This window comes from Bacillus sp. ISL-7, from assembly GCF_018613065.1.
Window position 1 is genome coordinate 43,482 of the sequence record NZ_JAGGQW010000025.1, and the last position, 17,868, is coordinate 61,349.

At 38.5% G+C, this 17,868-nt stretch carries 13 protein-coding genes and 2 pseudogenes; all 15 read right to left on the minus strand.

Going from position 1 to position 17,868, the window contains the following annotated elements; translation table 11 throughout:
- Positions 1–47: 47 nt before the first annotated feature.
- Positions 48–656: a YesL family protein gene (locus J7E66_RS07745; RefSeq protein ID WP_214998911.1), complete on the minus strand. Its 609-nt coding sequence runs from the start codon at positions 654–656 to the stop codon at positions 48–50.
- A 33-nt stretch (positions 657–689) separates the two neighbouring features.
- The gene (locus tag J7E66_RS07750; RefSeq protein ID WP_214998913.1) at positions 690–2,186 is read right to left on the minus strand and encodes a glycoside hydrolase family 32 protein; all 1,497 of its coding nucleotides are present in this window, start codon (positions 2,184–2,186) and stop codon (positions 690–692) included.
- 3 nt (positions 2,187–2,189) lie between these two features.
- Complete coding sequence (locus J7E66_RS07755) at positions 2,190–2,441, minus strand: aspartyl-phosphate phosphatase Spo0E family protein (protein ID WP_214998914.1); 252 nt, start codon at positions 2,439–2,441, stop codon at positions 2,190–2,192.
- Between the two features lie 313 nt (positions 2,442–2,754).
- Positions 2,755–4,395, minus strand: a complete 1,641-nt coding sequence (locus tag J7E66_RS07760) for an ABC transporter substrate-binding protein (RefSeq protein WP_214998916.1) — start codon at positions 4,393–4,395, stop codon at positions 2,755–2,757.
- Between the two features lie 85 nt (positions 4,396–4,480).
- A complete protein-coding gene (locus J7E66_RS07765; RefSeq protein ID WP_214998918.1) occupies positions 4,481–5,395 on the minus strand; it encodes a carbohydrate ABC transporter permease in 915 nt (304 codons plus the stop codon).
- 18 nt (positions 5,396–5,413) lie between these two features.
- The gene (locus J7E66_RS07770) at positions 5,414–6,370 is read right to left on the minus strand and encodes an ABC transporter permease (RefSeq protein WP_214998920.1); all 957 of its coding nucleotides are present in this window, start codon (positions 6,368–6,370) and stop codon (positions 5,414–5,416) included.
- Between the two features lie 239 nt (positions 6,371–6,609).
- Positions 6,610–7,584 (minus strand): LacI family DNA-binding transcriptional regulator, encoded by a 975-nt coding sequence (locus J7E66_RS07775; protein ID WP_214998922.1) that lies wholly within the window; start codon positions 7,582–7,584, stop codon positions 6,610–6,612.
- A gap of 146 nt (positions 7,585–7,730) precedes the next feature.
- Entirely contained in the window at positions 7,731–8,543 is an 813-nt protein-coding gene (locus tag J7E66_RS07780) for a Cof-type HAD-IIB family hydrolase (protein ID WP_214998924.1), read from the minus strand.
- A 288-nt stretch (positions 8,544–8,831) separates the two neighbouring features.
- Positions 8,832–9,380, minus strand: a pseudogene (locus J7E66_RS07785) (DUF4372 domain-containing protein); the annotation flags it as partial.
- Between the two features lie 285 nt (positions 9,381–9,665).
- Positions 9,666–11,009, minus strand: a complete 1,344-nt coding sequence (locus J7E66_RS07790; protein WP_214998926.1) for a NosD domain-containing protein — start codon at positions 11,007–11,009, stop codon at positions 9,666–9,668.
- 371 nt (positions 11,010–11,380) lie between these two features.
- Positions 11,381–11,644: pseudogene (locus J7E66_RS07795) on the minus strand (twin-arginine translocase subunit TatC); the annotation flags it as partial.
- A 151-nt stretch (positions 11,645–11,795) separates the two neighbouring features.
- Positions 11,796–11,984 (minus strand): twin-arginine translocase TatA/TatE family subunit, encoded by a 189-nt coding sequence (locus J7E66_RS07800; protein ID WP_214998928.1) that lies wholly within the window; start codon positions 11,982–11,984, stop codon positions 11,796–11,798.
- 283 nt (positions 11,985–12,267) lie between these two features.
- Entirely contained in the window at positions 12,268–13,533 is a 1,266-nt protein-coding gene (locus tag J7E66_RS07805; protein ID WP_214998930.1) for a NosD domain-containing protein, read from the minus strand.
- A 203-nt stretch (positions 13,534–13,736) separates the two neighbouring features.
- Positions 13,737–17,348, minus strand: coding sequence for a GH32 C-terminal domain-containing protein (locus J7E66_RS07810; protein WP_214998940.1), 3,612 nt, complete (start codon positions 17,346–17,348; stop codon positions 13,737–13,739).
- 58 nt (positions 17,349–17,406) lie between these two features.
- Positions 17,407–17,868 (minus strand): ABC transporter permease (locus tag J7E66_RS07815; protein WP_374103836.1); only part of this gene is annotated, 462 nt, incomplete at its 5' end.

A 17,868-nucleotide genomic window follows, 5' to 3' on the forward strand; every position in this document is an offset into this window, starting at 1 on the left:
TAGCATGTTTGCAGTAAAAAGCACCCATTTGTGATACATATTCCCCCTCAGTTCGTTCCCTTCATGTATAGCAACTGGTTAAACCATAGTTGGCATAAATAGTAAACCGCATAGGCTGTATAACTGCCGATGATGAAAATCACAGCTGGATAAAAATAGAACAGGGCAGTACCCGCCCCCACAATGATCAATAAAAGAATGGTTAGGACCGGATTCATGAGGGAAAAGAGAAAAGCATTTCGAATCACGTGCTTCCAGCTTAGTTCGAAATGTGCCATAATCGGAAAAAGATAAATGGAGATTGAACTAAATAACAAAATGCCAATAATTAAGACGATATAAAGAAGAAGCTGAACAACAGAATCTCCTGGCTGGATAAGCCGATAATCCAAAAATAAAAAGAGGGCAAGCACACTCCAAAATATCGATAGGATAAAGCTTTGTTTAAAATTCTCCTTGAAAATTTTAAAAAAGCTCTTCACGATACCCTCCGTTTCCTTTTGCAATATTCGTTTACGGACAACACCAAACATGGCTACTGTTGCCGGAAAAAAGGTAATGAGGGGGAGCATCGTCATAACCCATAGTAAATTTAATAGAAATAAATCTACGATTGTATTCAATGTCGTATATAATCTGTTGTTTAAAGCGTTCATCCTGTCATTCCCCCTATTACCCTTTTCACTGCATTATCGCCAGACAGATTTTAACGTAAAGAGCTCAAGCGACTGCAACTTAACTTCTCCGTTTTTTACATAGAGCTCAATTTGCTTACTTTCTTCATTTGGGAAGATTAAGTCCGTTATCACCGACTTTCCGCCGTTTCCAAACACCTCTACCGATGACTGATCAACAAAAACATGCAAGATGATCTTATTATTTTCTGGCAGTAGATGGCTCTCATGTTTTCCGGCGAAGTCCTCATGGAAAGCAGCCTCTCCCGAATTGGTTCGATCAACAAATAATGTTTGTTTTTTTACGTCATAACCAATTATCGTTTCTTCATTGGCTCCCTTACAAACCTTGAATCCAAATTCCGTTGCTGATCCAATTTCAAACTCGGCAATGATTTCGAATGTGTTACTCTTTACATTATCTAAAAGATTTTTTCCAGGTACAACTCGTTCGTTTTCTAATACTATCCTTTCATGACGAAGACTTTGTAATTCATGAATCGGGTTTTGTACGAGACGAATTCCTTCTTCAGTTTTCTTTAATCCAAGTACTCTCGGAATCGTCGTTGCACTTCGCCATTCTTTTGTAGGCGTAATATTGGCATAACTCCAGTTACTCATCCAGCCAATATAGATCCTTCTTCCGTCTGCGGCCGGAACATCAGACCAGCTGACTCCTGCATAATTATCGCGGCCATGGTCAATCCAAAGAGTCGTTTCTGGTTCGTGATGATTGAAAAATGTTTTACCATCAAAATCTCCAATAAAATATTGTGTTCTCGATCCTTCTTTATATTTTGGGTCGTTGCCAATGCTGACAAATAGCACCCATTTTTTCTGATTGGAATCACCATCAACAGGTAATTCAAACAGGTCAGGACATTCCCAAACACCCTGATGGGAGCCATGACCTTCTCCAAACTCACTGGCAAACTCCCAAACTATTAAATTTTTGGAAGTATAGATTCTAATCGTTTGGCCTGCGGCTAAAACCATGACCCATTGATTGGTTTCACGATGCCAGAACACTTTTGGATCACGAAAATCTGTGATACTTTCTTCTTGGAGAACAGGGTTCTCCTCATATTTTACCCATGTCCGCCCATTATCCTTGCTATAGGCAAGACTCTGCCTTTGTCGTGGACGATCCGAATCAGGGTATGTATCAGCATGAGTAAAAATCGCCACTAACCCTGGTTCCCCTCCAAAGAAACCGCTTGTGTCATTCCAATCCACGACTGCACTCCCCGAAAAAATCGTTCCATGCTCATCGGGAGCCAAACCAATCGGGAGGTGTTCCCAGTGAACAAGATCGCTGCTTACCGCATGTCCCCAATGCATCGGGCCCCATGTGGTTCCATTCGGATGATATTGATAAAACAAATGATATTCTCCGTTATAAAACACCATCCCATTCGGGTCATTCATCCAGTTTCTCTCTGGCGAGAAGTGGTACTGCGGACGGTATTTTTCTGTAAAATACTGTTGTTTTTCCAGTACGTTGTTATTCATTTCTTACACTCTTCCTTTCACAGGAGTAATAATTACAGGCTCAATCTTGTTTTCATCATAATAAAGAGCCTTTGCTGTTGATATAGATTGAGAATGGTATATGATTTTTTGCAACATCATGATTTTTCCATCTAATTGCTGACTAATTTTTATTACACGTGGATCAGAAATGCCCTTCTTCTTTGCTAATTCGTACATACTCTGGCGAAATTCATCTATAGTCTCCCGTATAGCTGATACAGTCCCCAAAACCATTGATTTTATTTCCTTTCCACAGTTTATCGAATATTGTTAATATATAAAAACTAATCTATCTATATAAAACCAGCACAGACTTTTACCCTCCACCCAAATCAACACTAGCCTTTAACAAAGCCTTTTTTTAAAAAACTTTCAACCTGATCGATGGTTGGAATACTGGGAATTCCACCTTTTCCGAATGACCGGAGGGTGTGAAATCAATTAAAACTTCTCCTAAAGCCGTGACATCAAACATGTACATCATCCTATTTCTTATTTTTTGAAAAGAAAAGCCAGACGAGAAAGAATATCTGGCTTTATATTGGGATTATTGTTTGTTATAGCGGTCTAATCCTTTTTGGTAAACTTTCATTAATTTATCAAGACCCATATCATTTAATTGCTTCACATACGCATCCCATTCCTTCTCAATTCCTCCCTCGATCAACCATTGAGCTTCTTTTTGCTTCACAAAGGCTTTAATTTCCGGCTCAATCGTATTAATCACTTCAAGCTCTTCAGGGCTAAAGAAGATGGATGGATAGCTTTCTTTTTCCATATGTGGTTTATAATACTGGTCAAGAATTTGTAATCTTTCCTTTGCTCTTGGCTCCATGTCTACAACTTTGCCAAAGTGCTCCTTTAAGACTACAAACGGACCGCCCGGAGCAACCTTTTGACGTAATTCACCCATTGCTACGCCTGCTGGAAGCTCTTTATTCACTAACATGCCATTCGCATCTTCCTCGTAAATTTCACCAATTGGGCCCCAGTTAATTTGTGCTGACATTTTTGGCTCATATAATTGGTCAACCCAGCGCATCGTAATCTCAGGGTTTTTGTTAGCCGAGGTAATCACAAAGGCATCTCTTCCATATTCGGAATAGTTGGAACGTCCAATCACAATTTTGCCATCTTTCCCTTTTAATGGCGGTAATACGACATAATCTTTAACTCGATCCGGTCCAACTACTTCCGTATTTTCCCACCAAATGAACGAGCCTAGTGTTGGATTCTGTGTTTTCCCTTTGGCAAACAGCTGCTCCGTCTTTTGGGTTACGACCTCAGGGTCAATTAAACCTTCTTTTACCCAGCCGTTATAATACTTAATGGCTTCTTTAAACTCTGGCTGAACCGCTGCATAAAGGACTTTTCCATCTCTTACAATACGGTGGTCAGCTTCAAATGGAGCATCCGGCATTCCGAATAAACCAATTAAATCTCCTTCATTACCGCACCAGCCGTTATACCAAAAAGTCAACCCAATTTCATCTTTCTTACCGTTTCCGTTCGGATCCTTCTCTTTAAATGCTTTTAACACATCATGGTATTCCTCTAATGTTGTCGGCATTTTTAGGCCAAGCTTATCTAACCATGCTTTGTTGATGAACATAATATTTGGCATACCGATTAGATCCATTTCCTCAGCACGCGGAAGGGAATAAATATGCCCATCTGGTGCGGTTACAACCTTTTTCAACTCTGGTCTCTCTTCAAATAGTTTCTTTAAATTTGGTGCATATTTGTCGATTAAATCCTCTAATGGGATAATGGTGCCGTTCTGACCATATTGGGCGAGATCATGATCAGAAAAGCCTGATGAATAGAACGCATCTGGCAGGTCACCGCTTGCCAGCATTAAATTTTTCTTTTCTTGGTATCCATCTCCAGGGATATTATTCCATTTAATTTGAACGTTCGTTGCTTTTTGAAGTCGGTCAAAAATCACCATTTTCGAATAGTCAGGTGCCAGAGCTGCTTTTGGTGAAACAATGTTTAACGTAACCTGTTTGTCGACAATCGGTAAACCTGTTTTATGAAAGGCAGCATCTGCTTTTTTCTCGGAACTGGCAGAATCACTGTTTGAACAGCCAGTTAATACGAATGAAGCACTTAATCCTAAAACCAATGCCACTGCTATGCTCTTTTTCTTGTTTTTCTGAACATTTTTCTTGATTGATTTCAACATTTGTTTTTCCCCCTATTAGATCGATTAAATGGATGGCAAACTATAAATGACGTCGACCACCACCCCTTATTACAAATCATTTCGATTAACCTTTAATTCCACCGATCATAACACCCTTGACAAAGTATTTTTGAACAAATGGATAGACGATTAAAAGCGGGATGGAAGCAACAATAATCACACCGTATTTAATTAGCTCAGACACTCTTTGTTTTGCGGCCAAGGAGTCCAAATCACTGATCATCATTGTGGATGCCTGATTTTGAATTAAAATGTTTCGTAAAATCAATTGCAACGGATATAAATTTTCATTATTTAAATAGATTAAAGCATCAAAATAGGAGTTCCAGTGTCCAACGGCATAGAATAACACCATGACAGCGACAATCGGTTTTGATAACGGAAGAACAATCTTCCAGAAAAATTTCGCATCGGAACATCCATCTATTTTGGCCGCTTCTAATAACTCACCAGGAATAGAAGACTCAAAAAACGTTTTAGCTACTATCACGTTCCAGACAGCTACAGCTTTCGGCAGGATCAACGCCCACATTGTATTTAGCAAACCCAGATTCTTAACAACCAGGTATGTAGGAATGAGTCCGCCTGAGAAAAACATCGTCATGAGGAATAAAAACATAATCACATTTCTTCCATATAAATCTTTTCTTGATAATGCATAGGCAGCCATTAAGGTAAAAGAAACGTTTACAATCGTACCAACCACCGTATACATGATGGAGTTCTTATAGCCCAGCCAAATCTTGCTGTCTCCAAAGATTCGCTGATACCCTTCAAGGGTCAGCTCTTTCGGCAATAGCCATACCTTTCCTTCGTAAATCATGTTTGGGTCACTGATAGAGGCAATTACAATAAAGTACAATGGATAGACTACCAATAGTAAGATGATCGCGACCAGAAAAAAGTTAATAATATCAAAGACTATATCTTCTTTCGATCTTCTGGTAATCTTCTTATTTTTTAAGGCTAATAAACTCATTATTGATGCACCTCCTAGTTACCATAGTCCTGTTCCGGATAATTTTTTAGCGGACTTATTTACTGCGATTAGTAAAGCTAAGTTAATTACAGAATTAAATAATCCTACTGCAGCAGCAAAACTATATTGCGCCTGCTGTAACCCCATCTTATAAACATAGGTTGGAATAATCTCTGCTGCCGGCTGGTTCATTGGTGTTTGTAACAGGTAGGCCTTTTCAAAACCAATATTCATAATGTTACCAACGTTTAGGATTAATAGAATAACAGCCGTTGGCATAATCGCCGGAATATCCACATGAAAAATCCGCTGCCACTTATTTGCTCCATCCATTACCGCAGCCTCATGCAGTTCAGGGCTGACTCCTGCAAGCGCTGCTAGATATATAATCGCAGCCCATCCGGTTTCTTGCCAAACGCCTGAGGCAATATATAATGGTTTAAACCAATCAGGTTTTGCCATAAACGAAATCGGATCGCCGCCAAAAATCAGGATTAAGTTATTAATAAGCCCATTGTTTGAAAAGAAGACATAAATCATACCCGCTAAAACAACTACTGATATAAAATGCGGCGCATAAACAACTGTTTGAATAAAGCGTTTGTACTTTTCACTTCTAATTTGGTTCATCATGAGAGCTAGAAAAATTGGAAGCGGAAAACCAACGATTAGTTGTATAACGCTAAGACCAAGCGTGTTTTTGATAAGGGTCCAAAATTGATAAGATTCAAAAAATCGCTCAAAGTGTTTAAATCCAACCCACGGACTTCCCATAATTCCTTTTGTTGCCACAAAATCTTTAAAAGCAATTAATATTCCATACATCGGGACATAATGGAAAACAATAAAATAAACTAAAGCGGGTAAAAGAAACAAATAGAGCTGATAATTACTCAAGATTTTTTTTAGTTTTGATGCTTTTCTTACTTGGATGGGTGAATCGATGATCGGATTTGCCGTCCTTGCCACTTCCATATTCTTGCCTCACTTTCAATTTAGTTATATTAATTGAAACGTTTCCAATTGAAGTTAAAAAAATTATTTTGCTAAGTAGTTTTTACTTGATAAAGGATTTGGTAAAATCTTTTACTCAAATGTTTTTATTGAAACGTTTCCAATAAAGACTAAAAAACGGTACTTAACTGAGCCGTTTCTCTCAATCTTACATCATTGAGATTCAATAAAACGTTTCCAATGATGAGCTAAAAACACAGCTAAGTCGTTTCCCCTTCTCTGTACATAACAGGCAGTCTGTAAATCTGTTGCTCCAATGTTTCACCTTCAATTTTTCTTAATAGAAGTTGAACAGACATTCTTGCCATTTCTTCAATCGGCTGCCGGATCGTTGATAGAATTGGATGAAACAGCTTATTATCCTGAATTCCATCATAACCAATTACTTTTACATCCTCTGGAGTCCGCAAGCCATATTGTTTAGCTTTATCGATATATTTGGCGGCAAGCAGATCGGTATTGGCAAATATCCCGCCCACATCCTGATGTTCTTTTATTTTAAAGAAATTTTCGAAGTATTTTTCATCATTAAAAACAGCATCAAGCTCCTCATAGATGATATATTCGATACCTTGAGCCTCTGCTTCATCGATGAATCCTTTTTTCCGAAGTTCAACCTCACTATAAACATCACTATAGGTTGCAAGATATGCGGCTTTTTTAGTTCCCGCTTTCACAAGCTCTCTTACGGCAATGCGGCCGCCAGTGTAGTTATCCGAGGTTACGCATGTGATTTTTTTTCCAAAATGACGGTCAATGCTGATAATCGGAATATCAGTACTCACACTATCTTCGATGTCATTGTAAGTGATTCCAATAATGCCTGCTACTTTATTCTGATTGAGCATATCTAAATAATAAAGCTCTTTGTCGGGTCTGCCCCCACTATTGCAAAGCACCAATTTATACCCTTCTCGGTCAAGCTCATCTTCGATATAATAGGCGAGTTCTGAGAAAAATGGATGCCATACACTCGGAATCAACAGCGCAACCATTGTTGATTTTTGCATTTTAAAATTTCTTGCTACTTCGTTTGGAATATAATTTAATTGTTTGATCGCAGCATTCACTTTCTCCCGTGTTTCGTTCCTTACATTCGGATGATTGTTAATGACTCGTGAAACAGTGCCAACTCCAACTCCTGCCAGGTCTGCAACATCTTTTAAACTCGGCACTACAACTACCTCCAATATTAAAGCGATTTCATAAACTTATGATATCTCTACTTTGGAAACGTTTCAACGTTTCCATGAACCTATGATATCACCATCTTGGAAACGTTTCAACGTTTTTTTTAAAATAAATTAATTTTTCTGATTTTTTAAGATAGAATGTATTTTTTTAATGCCTCTGCTACACCGTCCTCATCATTGGAAAGTGTGATATCATTAGCAATTTGTTTCACTTGTTCCGGTGCATTTCCCATGGCAATTCCAAGTCCCGCAAATTCGATCATATTCATATCGTTATAGTTGTCGCCTATTGCGATAATCTCGTTTTTTAGGATATCAAACTCTTTGCATAAAAATTCAATGGCAGAAGTTTTGGTTGTATGTTTGGGCATTATTTCTAAGTAGGTAGGTTTTGAAGGATAAATATTTAAATGATTAGAAAGATATTCTTTCATTTTTGTATCCAATTGTTGGATATCTGGAGATTCAGCCATACATAAAATTTTATTAGGTCCAGTACTTTCTTGCTCCCAAATAGTAAATAGGTTACTAAAATCGGATATAGCAGGAGTAATATTCGTAATTTCACTCTCTTGTTTTGCCCAATCATCCATTTTTTCTATATACCATTCATCATCCTTGTATAAACTGATATGTATGCCGATACTTTTGACAATGTTATACACCTGCTTAACATCTGAAACTGGTATCGTAATGTTTAATAGTGTATCACGATTATTCCAAATTAACGCACCGCTGTAACAAATAATTGGCTGTACGATATTTAACGCTTGCTGCAAGAACTTTATCCCTTTAGGCATTCTTGCAGAAACTAAGATGACTGGAATATATTTTTGATTTGCAACATTCTGAATGACTTGTTTCGTTTTGTCAGAAATCTCATGCCTGGAATTCAGCAATGTTCCATCAATATCCAAACATACCATTTTGAAATTACCCATATGAATCCCCCTAGTCCTTAATAAAATGTTTTTAGTCGGAATTTATAACAAGTGTCTAAATTTTTAGTAAGCTAATATATCAATTATATCGTCGATTTGAAGATCATGAATATATTGTCAATAAAAATTGGTTTTCTTCTTTAAGTTAACTAATTTTGTCCTTTTACCTTTATGAACTGACACATCTCATTACCGCGCTGTGAATGGAATAGCTTCCAGTAATACTCCTTACGCCTAATTAATTCGTCATGGGATCCCTCCTCTATGATTCTACCTTTTTCAATGAAAGTAGCCGCGGTCGAACACATACATGCATTCCTTGTCATCAACCAGCACTTCCAGTTGGCCGCGATCGTGTTCCTTGGCGTTCGTCAAGACCGCCTGATCGGGGTAGGAACAGCCATTTTCCATGAACATGAGCCGCAGATGAAGCTTGATGCCGGACTTGGTTTGCCCGAACGCCGCCCATCGGTGGTTATTCAAGTTCAAAGGCAATGTGCTGGAATCGATGATCTTCAGCGGAACGGTCCGTTTGCGACGCATCTGGAAATCCGTCGCTTCGTGGATCTGTGCGACCAGCTCGAGAAAGATGACCTGGAAGAACTCCGTCGGCACTTTGCGCAACCGTCTGCCGAGCTGGGAAAAGCTGATGGAATCCAACCCTTTGGCTTCCTGCAGTTCCTCAGAAAAGACGCTGTCGCTGACGGCGCGCAGACTTTCTGTTTCGTGAAGCTGTGCGTACAAGAGTAACTTCGTGAAAGAAGCCATGTGGAGCTTCTTTGTATAGTAATCGAGACAATGGAGCTGGACCTGTTCCGTAAATAATTCATTGGAAATCGGCGATGCCCGGTTTTATAATCCTAGAAGACCTCATTCTACCATTGTCATGCTTTCTCCAAACTTAAAAGAAGACATTTTCTGGCAGTCTTCCTAAAGAAACATTCCTTTTTTCTGTCTACTTTATTGGCATATATCCAAATATGGGAAACACTATAAAAAGAGGCACTTCCATCGCGAGGAAGCACCCCAAAAATTAAAGACAAACGAAATAATTCAAGTGTCCGACTTGCAATTGAAACTTTGGAACAAAAACTACCACAAAAACATAGTTGAATATATTATTTATGCTCCTGGCGTTGGAGTGGCTCTGAATGCATTTACAGTCTTGTCCATAACAACCTGTGCATCACTTCCCGAATCAAGAATCGTATTTTGAAGCGATTCTTTTTCTACCAATACTGTTGTTACGGTAAGCGGCTCTGATGCTTCGGTAGTCAACAAAGCGTCTACTTGCGCAGAGAAACATGAATCACTTATCTTGGCATGAACCTCCGTGGCAACAACATGATTATTAGAAATATAATTTCCATTACCCGAAACAATACGTATGATTACAGGTGTTGCACCTACCGGCTTGATGTTCTGAGTATTAATTACTTCAGAAAAGTGATTAGCAATTACAGAATTATTATTGCCACTTATATAGAGGAGACCATACAAATCATCTAAACCATTGTCTATTCCCACAAAAGGAGTCCAAGGTTCATGGTCACGTAAAAAGTGATTTGTAGAAACCAAGTTTTCCGAGCAATTTTCCCTGAATACCACCATTCCTGGATAAAATGAATGAAGTCTATTATTTGTGATACTGGAACGTGTCACACCATCAAAATAGATACTGCTCGCACCTCGTGGAAAAACATTATTCGCTGTAATCAAAAGTCCACCAAAATTTTGAGCGTAAATTGAATATCCTTTAAAACCGGCTCCTATCAAGTTATCGGTTATTTTTGAAGCCTGTCCCCAACCTCGTAGTTCTATACAGTTACCACATTCAGCTATGAAATTATCATGTATAGTCAGTGCATCTGCATGATAAATAGTAATTCCATGCTCTAAATACACAAACCCCATGCCTGTAATCCGAAATGAGTCACAAGCACTTGCAACATAAATACCCGTTTTCCCGTTAGTGTATGTGTTTTCCGGATTTGTTTCTCCTGAACCATCTTCAATAAAATGCAAGCCATCAATACAAAAGTCAGAAAACTCTACCGAACTTATTCGGGGATTTCCACTTCTTTCAACATAAAATGCAGCTCCTTTATATTCCTCGTCATTTACTTCTAGGGGAATATCTACGAGTATGCGACTTCCTCCCGGCCACAATTCATGCAAATCCGCCCATTTATTCTCAGAAGTATTAAAACGAATACTCGAAGATGTAAACCCGTGTCCAGAACCCATAATTTTAAGATAACTGATGTCTATAACTACTTGACTGCCAAGATGATAATCTCCCGGTGGAATATAGATAACCGCACCCGGCTTTCCGCCTTTATTCACATCAGTGTCCGTTTGCCTACTTTTAATATCTGCTATAATGCTATTGATTACCTCACCAATATCCTCATACGGATTACCGACAGGCCACTCTGTTACGTCGTAATAATTTTTACTAGCCATAAATAAATTCTCCTATCAATTTAGTGTGTTTGTTCATAAACTACTTTTTCCTTGATATAGCTGGAAGTAAAGCCTTACGAATTCGTGCTTTTCCTGCAGCTTTTCTGAGATTCTCCTATACCTTTTGAAGCACCCGTTAAAATAAAATAATTCACTGTTCCATCTCCCATTTTCCAAAAGATATAGTTATATTCTCTGAATTTATATAAAATTCCTTTTATAATATATATCCAGTGTTTTTGAGAATTTTATTCAATTAAATGGCCCGATTGTGGAATAAAACTTAGATTTTTAAACGACTTTATTGCTAAAACATCCATTAGTTTTTTCAAACTGTCGTTATATTTGCACCAGAACCCTTTTTCTTGTTTTTAAATAGATTCGTATGCATCTTTATTACCTTCTTTAGCCCTATGCTGTCGTTTATATACGAATTTTGATAAACTGACACTGCCTTCATATAAGAGTAATAAAGGTATACTTACAAGGATATCTGATAGAAAATCTGGTGGCGTAATCAAAATTGAAACGACGATTAATATGAAGTAGGCATATTTTCGGATTTTTTGCAGACGGTACGGATTGATAATTCCTAAGCTTGTTAAAAACAGCATGACAACGGGTAGTTCAAACAAAAAACAGCAGAAAGACGAGGAAAGTAATGATAATACGTTTGCGCAGCTCTTCCAAGTGTTGAACTATGTGCATGTCTCGATCTTCCAACATAATCACTCCATAAAAAAAGAGATGTAAGACGGATCTACATCTCCTCTTAATTTATTTATCTCATTTTTCTTTTTTACTAGATGTCTCCTCATTAAGATCATCTGTCACAATCTCTCTAGTAGACTTTTTAAATTCCCTTAAAGTTGAGCCAAATGCTCTTCCGATTTCCGGTAATTTAGAAGGACCGAAAATGATAAGCGCGAGTGTTAAGATAAGTATTAACCCTGGAATTCCGATATTTTGCATCATATTTTCCTCCTAGTAGTTAAATCTTGTAATTCTTTTTTAGACATTTATTGTTATTTTCAGAATGGTTTAATTCTGCTCCAATTCCTAAGAATAAAGCGCCCAAAATTGGAGAGAAGATTTATAGATCTTTTGTACTGTTTGGATAGTTTATGATATTGGTAAGATGAATGCATTCGAATTAAAAAAACCTCATCCAAACACGAGCCAGGTTGTGATTCCACGAAAGACGTATTTTTTAGGTATGCTCTGCTATTGTGAAATAGAGTAATAGCAGAGTAATAAATTACCAAACGATTATTGTATTTGAACTAGATTTATCTACATCAAGCGATGACGCAGAATGAACAATACGTGTATCCACGCAGGAACCATTGACTACAACTTTTCGATTCGAAGAAATACCATAAATCTTGGTATTAGTCACCCAGTTTCCATTACCACCCATAATTAAGATACGAGTGTCATTTTCTGGTTGAGCAGAATTGATAGTTGACGCAGTGATATGATTATCATTTCCATTAACATGAATCAGTCCATAAAGACCATCACGCCCAATAGGGTCACCATCAATATTCCAGTTACCTGCACCATCTCTGAGCGCTTGCACTTTCCCAGAAAACAAATTTCCATTTCCTTTAATAATAACAGCACCAGTGTAGTAGCTTTGGATATTATTTCCTGCAAACGTACAGTCATTGGCTCCTATAGCTTCTAAACATACATATCCATCAGGATAGATGTTGTTACCTACAATATTTGCCCATTTAGGATTTTCTAAAAATACACTTTTTCCTGACGGTTGTGCTCCAAAGTGGTTATTAGCTACTAATAATTGCTGAGAAGAACCGACCGCAAGAAGTCCATTACGAACTTCTGAAATCCAACAGCCTCTTACCATGCCTGCGTCAGCTCCACTTAATTTTAAACCTGTATCTACGTTGATAGTTGAAACACCAATAATATGAACTGCATCATTATCTTGGTCGATACTAATAGCAGTTTGACCTTGGTTTGTTCCACGACCTTGAATCAAAAAGTTTTCCAGTTGAATCGAAGATACTCGTGGTGCTCCAGCGCGTTTTTCAGAAAGGATACCTATTTTAAAATCAACAGTAGCATCACCTAATACAAGTTTACTTCCTCCACCTGGATGATTTAGAGCTGGTTGATCTGGACCTGGTGGTTCTTCGGCATCGACATTCGAACGTGTACCTGCATTAACGCCTCTGATTGTCACATAAGAGCGATTAATTTTAATTGGTGCATAAATCCACATTTCTCCTGCTGGTAATTCAATGACTCCTCCAGATGGAGGCATAGTATTAATAAGATCATTAATAATGTCTGCGTTGCGACGAAAAGTGGGGTCATTTAACTTTGCTCCATAATCTACTGGGTTAAGTGTCATAGTTCGAGGAGTGAGAGCGCTTACTTCTTTTGCCTTAAAAGGAAAACCGCTTAAAAATACTAATAACCAAACAGATGATCCTACTACAAAGTTCCTTCGTTCTTTTGAATATGACTTTTTAATAGATTTATTTGTTTCCATATTGCCCTCCCATTAATTGGCTAAAAATCAATAATTTTCCCGTTGGGGCTTATAAATTTTCAAAACATATTTTTATGCCATTAGTTGCTCCATATTTTGGTTCTGGTGCAAATAGGATTTGTTAGAAACATAGGACCTCAATATCCTTTTCATCTTACAGGCTATCAAATGAATCGATAGCCTGTACAGGTGCCTCATTGCTATTATTGTTTTTTAGGAGTGTATTTAATCTGATTGAATACACTTGTAGAGTGCCATACATTTAATCCGGCATAGCCTTCTTTAAATGCACTGTCTACTGTATCAATAACAAGCTTGTCATCCAGATAAACTTTAATACTTTCACCTTTTGTAACAACTTTCAGGTGATAATCTGTGTTTGCTTTTAATTGTAGTTTTCCATTGTCATTGTAAACAGCGAGATCCGTGCCTCTTCCATCGGCAAACTTAACTAGTTTCACCGTATTGTTGAGAACATCAACATTTGCAACATAGGCATTTTTCGCATCTGCATCAGAGCGGAATACTAACGCACCGGCCCCGATTGGATTCCCAACTGTATCTTTGGATGGATCATTTGGATGGGAATCAGTATCAAGTACTTTAATTTTTGTTTCATACGTAAAATCACTGCCTTTTTCGTTTGAAAGAATAAACGCATCTCCTTGACTTTGACCTTGCTTTCCGGCAATCGTATCGGTCCAAAGACCATTCACTGTTGTCCATCCTGACATTTTTGTATGAACAGGGCTCTTTCCCCAAATGGACTTTAATGGGTAAACATCAAGTGATTTTAATTTGACTTCTCCGCCCTTACTATAAAGCTCTAAACCGTTGCTTGACGGAAGCGGAAACAGTTGATCGGTAATAACGCTTGCCCCTTCGTTTCCAAAGACTTCAGCAGAGGAGCGATCTAAGAAAATATGCATTTTTACCGTTCCGTCTGTTGAACTCATTGGAGCAGTGTGCTTTCCTTTTACATTCTGTCCAAAGTTAAAGCCTCCGGAATTCGTTCGGTCAACAAATAGTTTCTGGCTGCTTACATCATAACCGATTGTAGCTTGTTCCGTACTTCCTTTACGAACCTGGAGTCCAAACTCCGTTGCTTTTGTACTGGAAACATCAAATTCCGCAATGATTTCAAAAGTATCTCCGGTAATTCCTGAAAGAAGATTACTATTTCCGGAAATTGTCTTATTCTCAAACGATGTTTTCTCTTGATGCTTGCGAATTCCTTGCAAAGAAATTGGTGTTTGTTTTAAACGAAGCCCTTCTGTCGTTTTCGTTAACTCTAATTCCCTAGGTAGCGATGTAGAACTTCTCCATGTCGTAGTTGGTGTATTGTTTGCATACTGCCAGTTGCTCATCCAGCCAAGCCAATACTTCTCCCCGTTTTTACCTTCAATCCCGCTCCATTCTACCCCTGCATAAAAATCTGCACCGTAGTCAGACCACAATGTCTGCTGAGGCGGGTTTTCACTTTTAAATGTTTTTCCGTCGAAATCACCGACAAAGTATTGCATACCTGAGCCGCCAGCTGGCGCACCATCATTAATACTTACTTGCAACACCCATTTTTTGTTGTTCGGATTTCCGTCCACCGGTAGTTGAAATAATGCAGGGCACTCCCATATACCATTGTTACTTCCGTAAGTAGACGCTATCCAGTCACCTGTCACTGTATTCCAGTCAGTTAACTTTCCGTTATCTCTTTGTTCTGCAACCTGAGATTCTTGTTCTTGTGCTACATTGTCAACTTGTGCAGGCATGTTACCCGTATTATATACGTTAACATCATCAATATTAATATGGCCCCAGCCCCCTGTAGCATTATCGACCACTTTGATATATAATACTTCCCCTAAATACTTTGACGCGTCCCACACATAACGTTGATACTTTTCATCAGCAAATTTCGTATTTGCCTGGCGAATCAATTCTTTGTCATCAGAGGCTCTTACTAAGGCAACATAGCGGTTTGCAATGTCATTTCCGCCACCGATTAATAAATTGATTTCACCGGAACCGCTCAGCTTAAAGTAAGAAGAATTCAATTCTCCTGTCGCATCGTCTCCATTATGTTTGTCGGAAAACCCCCATAAATGGTATTTTCCATTTTTTCCAAAGGGACCGCCCCAATATGTTGTCGTGTCGCTCACATGATCGTTTGTAAACGCATCTCCTCTTACCACTTTCCAGCCAGTCAAATCTCCTGTTTCAAAATCGTGATTTTCAATTTCCTTTGCGTCTGTCACAATATATTTGCCTGTATTAACATTTTGGAACAATGCAGAAGAGTTCCCAACATGTAAACCGAACAAACCGCTTGAAAAGGTTGCATCATTTACATCATGAATAAGATTATCGTCTACATATACTTTGATTTGATCACCAGCTGCTTTTACCTTCAGTCGATATTTTTGATCCGTATCGATCTTAGTATTTTTTTCCGCAATCACAGTGGCAGTTCCATTTTCAAGCTTCATTAGCTTGATTGTATCAGTTGAGGCATCCATGCTAGCAACATATCCATTCTTAGCATCTGCATCAGCGCGGAATACAAGAGCACCTGAACCACCCTTATCACCTACAATGGTGATTTCTGTCTCGTAACTAAATTGATCTCCCTGATCTTCACTCATAATAAATCCATCACTGTCAGCGCTTCCACTTTTACCATCAATTGTATCATTCCATGTACCATTTACTGTTTTCCATCCAGACAAGTTCGTCACAAAGTTGGTTTTGTTCATAAATTCCACATTACGAAACGCAGCGGTAGAATTCCATGCCGTTAATCCAAACTGCCCATTTTCAAAGGATGAGTCTGTACCTTCAACAGCTTGTTTACCATTGAGGGAGACTTTTAAATGGCTTGCCTCTGCCTCCACCTTTACATGATAAGTTTGGGAAGTTTCGAGAGTCATTGACTTTGAAGCAATATCAGTTACCTTTCCCTGATCGATTTTACTTAGCGTTACGAGATCTTTTTCAGCATCCACTTTTGCCATATATGCGCTGGTTGCGTCTTTATTTGAGCGAAAAACAACCCCTCCTGCTCCTTCTCGACCATTTTTTTCAACAAGAGTGATATCCCCTTCTAGCGTAAAAGATCCGCCCTTTTGAGGTGACAAGGTATACGAGTAAGCACCAGGCTGTCCATTTGCTTGAATACCGCCATCAGGACCAAACTCGCTTGCATATTTCCAATGTTTCAAATCTGGAGAAGTATAGAACATCACTCTATCCTTCGCAGCTAAAGACATTACCCATTGATTTGTCTCATCATGCCAAAAAACCTTTGGATCGCGCCAGTCAGGAATCGGGGCATCCGGCATAACAGGATTACCCTCATACTTTTTCCATGTCCTTCCTTTATCATTGCTGTACGCAATACTTTGAACTTGTCCCTTTTCCCCAGAATGAGTAAAGATTGCAACCATTGCTTCTTTACCAAATCCCGCCGTATTGTTCCAATCAATAACCGCACTTCCCGAGAAGATATCCCCATTTTCATCAGGAGATAAGGCAATAGGAAGATGTTCCCAGTGTACTAAATCCGTACTGACAGCATGCCCCCAATGCATCGGTCCCCATGTTGTTCCATATGGATGATACTGATAAAACAAATGATATTCACCCTTATAATAAACCATCCCATTTGGATCATTCATCCAGTTCGCTTCGGGAGAAAAATGAAATTGGTTACGATACGGCTCATTATAATAACCTGGATCTTCTGCAAATGCGTTAGTTGTTAATGGCAAACATAAGACCGTGAAACAAATTAATAGAATACTAAACCTTCTCTTCAGTTTAAACACATCCCAATTAATAGATTTGAAATTCTTATGTGATGTTCTTTGATGAGAATTAAGCTGCACTATTTCCACGTAAGCGATCTAATAAAACTGCGGCAACAATTACTCCACCTTTGACAACAAGCTGCCAATAATAGTTAACGTCCATTAGAGTTAAGCCATTACTAATAACGCCCATAATTAATACCCCAATGATCGTTGCTTGTATCTTTCCTTTACCACCTGTTAGACTAGTTCCACCCAAAATAACCGCGGCAATTGCATCTAACTCATACATTTGTCCTGCAGTTGGTTGACCAGAATACAACCTGCCAGCTAAAACGACCCCACCTAAACCTGCTAATAATCCACTGATGGAATACACATTAATTAATGACTTCTCAACCTTAATCCCTGTTAATCGTGCTGCTTCTTCATTTCCACCAATGGCATAAATATGGCGGCCAAACATGGTATACTTTAAAACATAAAACATAACGATATAAACAAAAACCATGATATAGATAGGAGTTGG

What these genes read in the sequence shown, in the direction of transcription:
- J7E66_RS07745 (WP_214998911.1), bottom strand. Translation starts at nt 656, where the DNA reads ATGAACGCTTTAAACAACAGATTATATACGACATTGAATACAATCGTA.
- J7E66_RS07750 (WP_214998913.1), bottom strand. Translation starts at nt 2,186, where the DNA reads ATGAATAACAACGTACTGGAAAAACAACAGTATTTTACAGAAAAATAC.
- J7E66_RS07755 (WP_214998914.1), bottom strand. Translation starts at nt 2,441, where the DNA reads ATGGTTTTGGGGACTGTATCAGCTATACGGGAGACTATAGATGAATTT.
- J7E66_RS07760 (WP_214998916.1), bottom strand. Translation starts at nt 4,395, where the DNA reads ATGTTGAAATCAATCAAGAAAAATGTTCAGAAAAACAAGAAAAAGAGC.
- J7E66_RS07765 (WP_214998918.1), bottom strand. Translation starts at nt 5,395, where the DNA reads ATGAGTTTATTAGCCTTAAAAAATAAGAAGATTACCAGAAGATCGAAA.
- J7E66_RS07770 (WP_214998920.1), bottom strand. Translation starts at nt 6,370, where the DNA reads ATGGAAGTGGCAAGGACGGCAAATCCGATCATCGATTCACCCATCCAA.
- J7E66_RS07780 (WP_214998924.1), bottom strand. Translation starts at nt 8,543, where the DNA reads ATGGGTAATTTCAAAATGGTATGTTTGGATATTGATGGAACATTGCTG.
- J7E66_RS07790 (WP_214998926.1), bottom strand. Translation starts at nt 11,009, where the DNA reads ATGGCTAGTAAAAATTATTACGACGTAACAGAGTGGCCTGTCGGTAAT.
- J7E66_RS07800 (WP_214998928.1), bottom strand. Translation starts at nt 11,984, where the DNA reads ATGATGCAAAATATCGGAATTCCAGGGTTAATACTTATCTTAACACTC.
- J7E66_RS07805 (WP_214998930.1), bottom strand. Translation starts at nt 13,533, where the DNA reads ATGGAAACAAATAAATCTATTAAAAAGTCATATTCAAAAGAACGAAGG.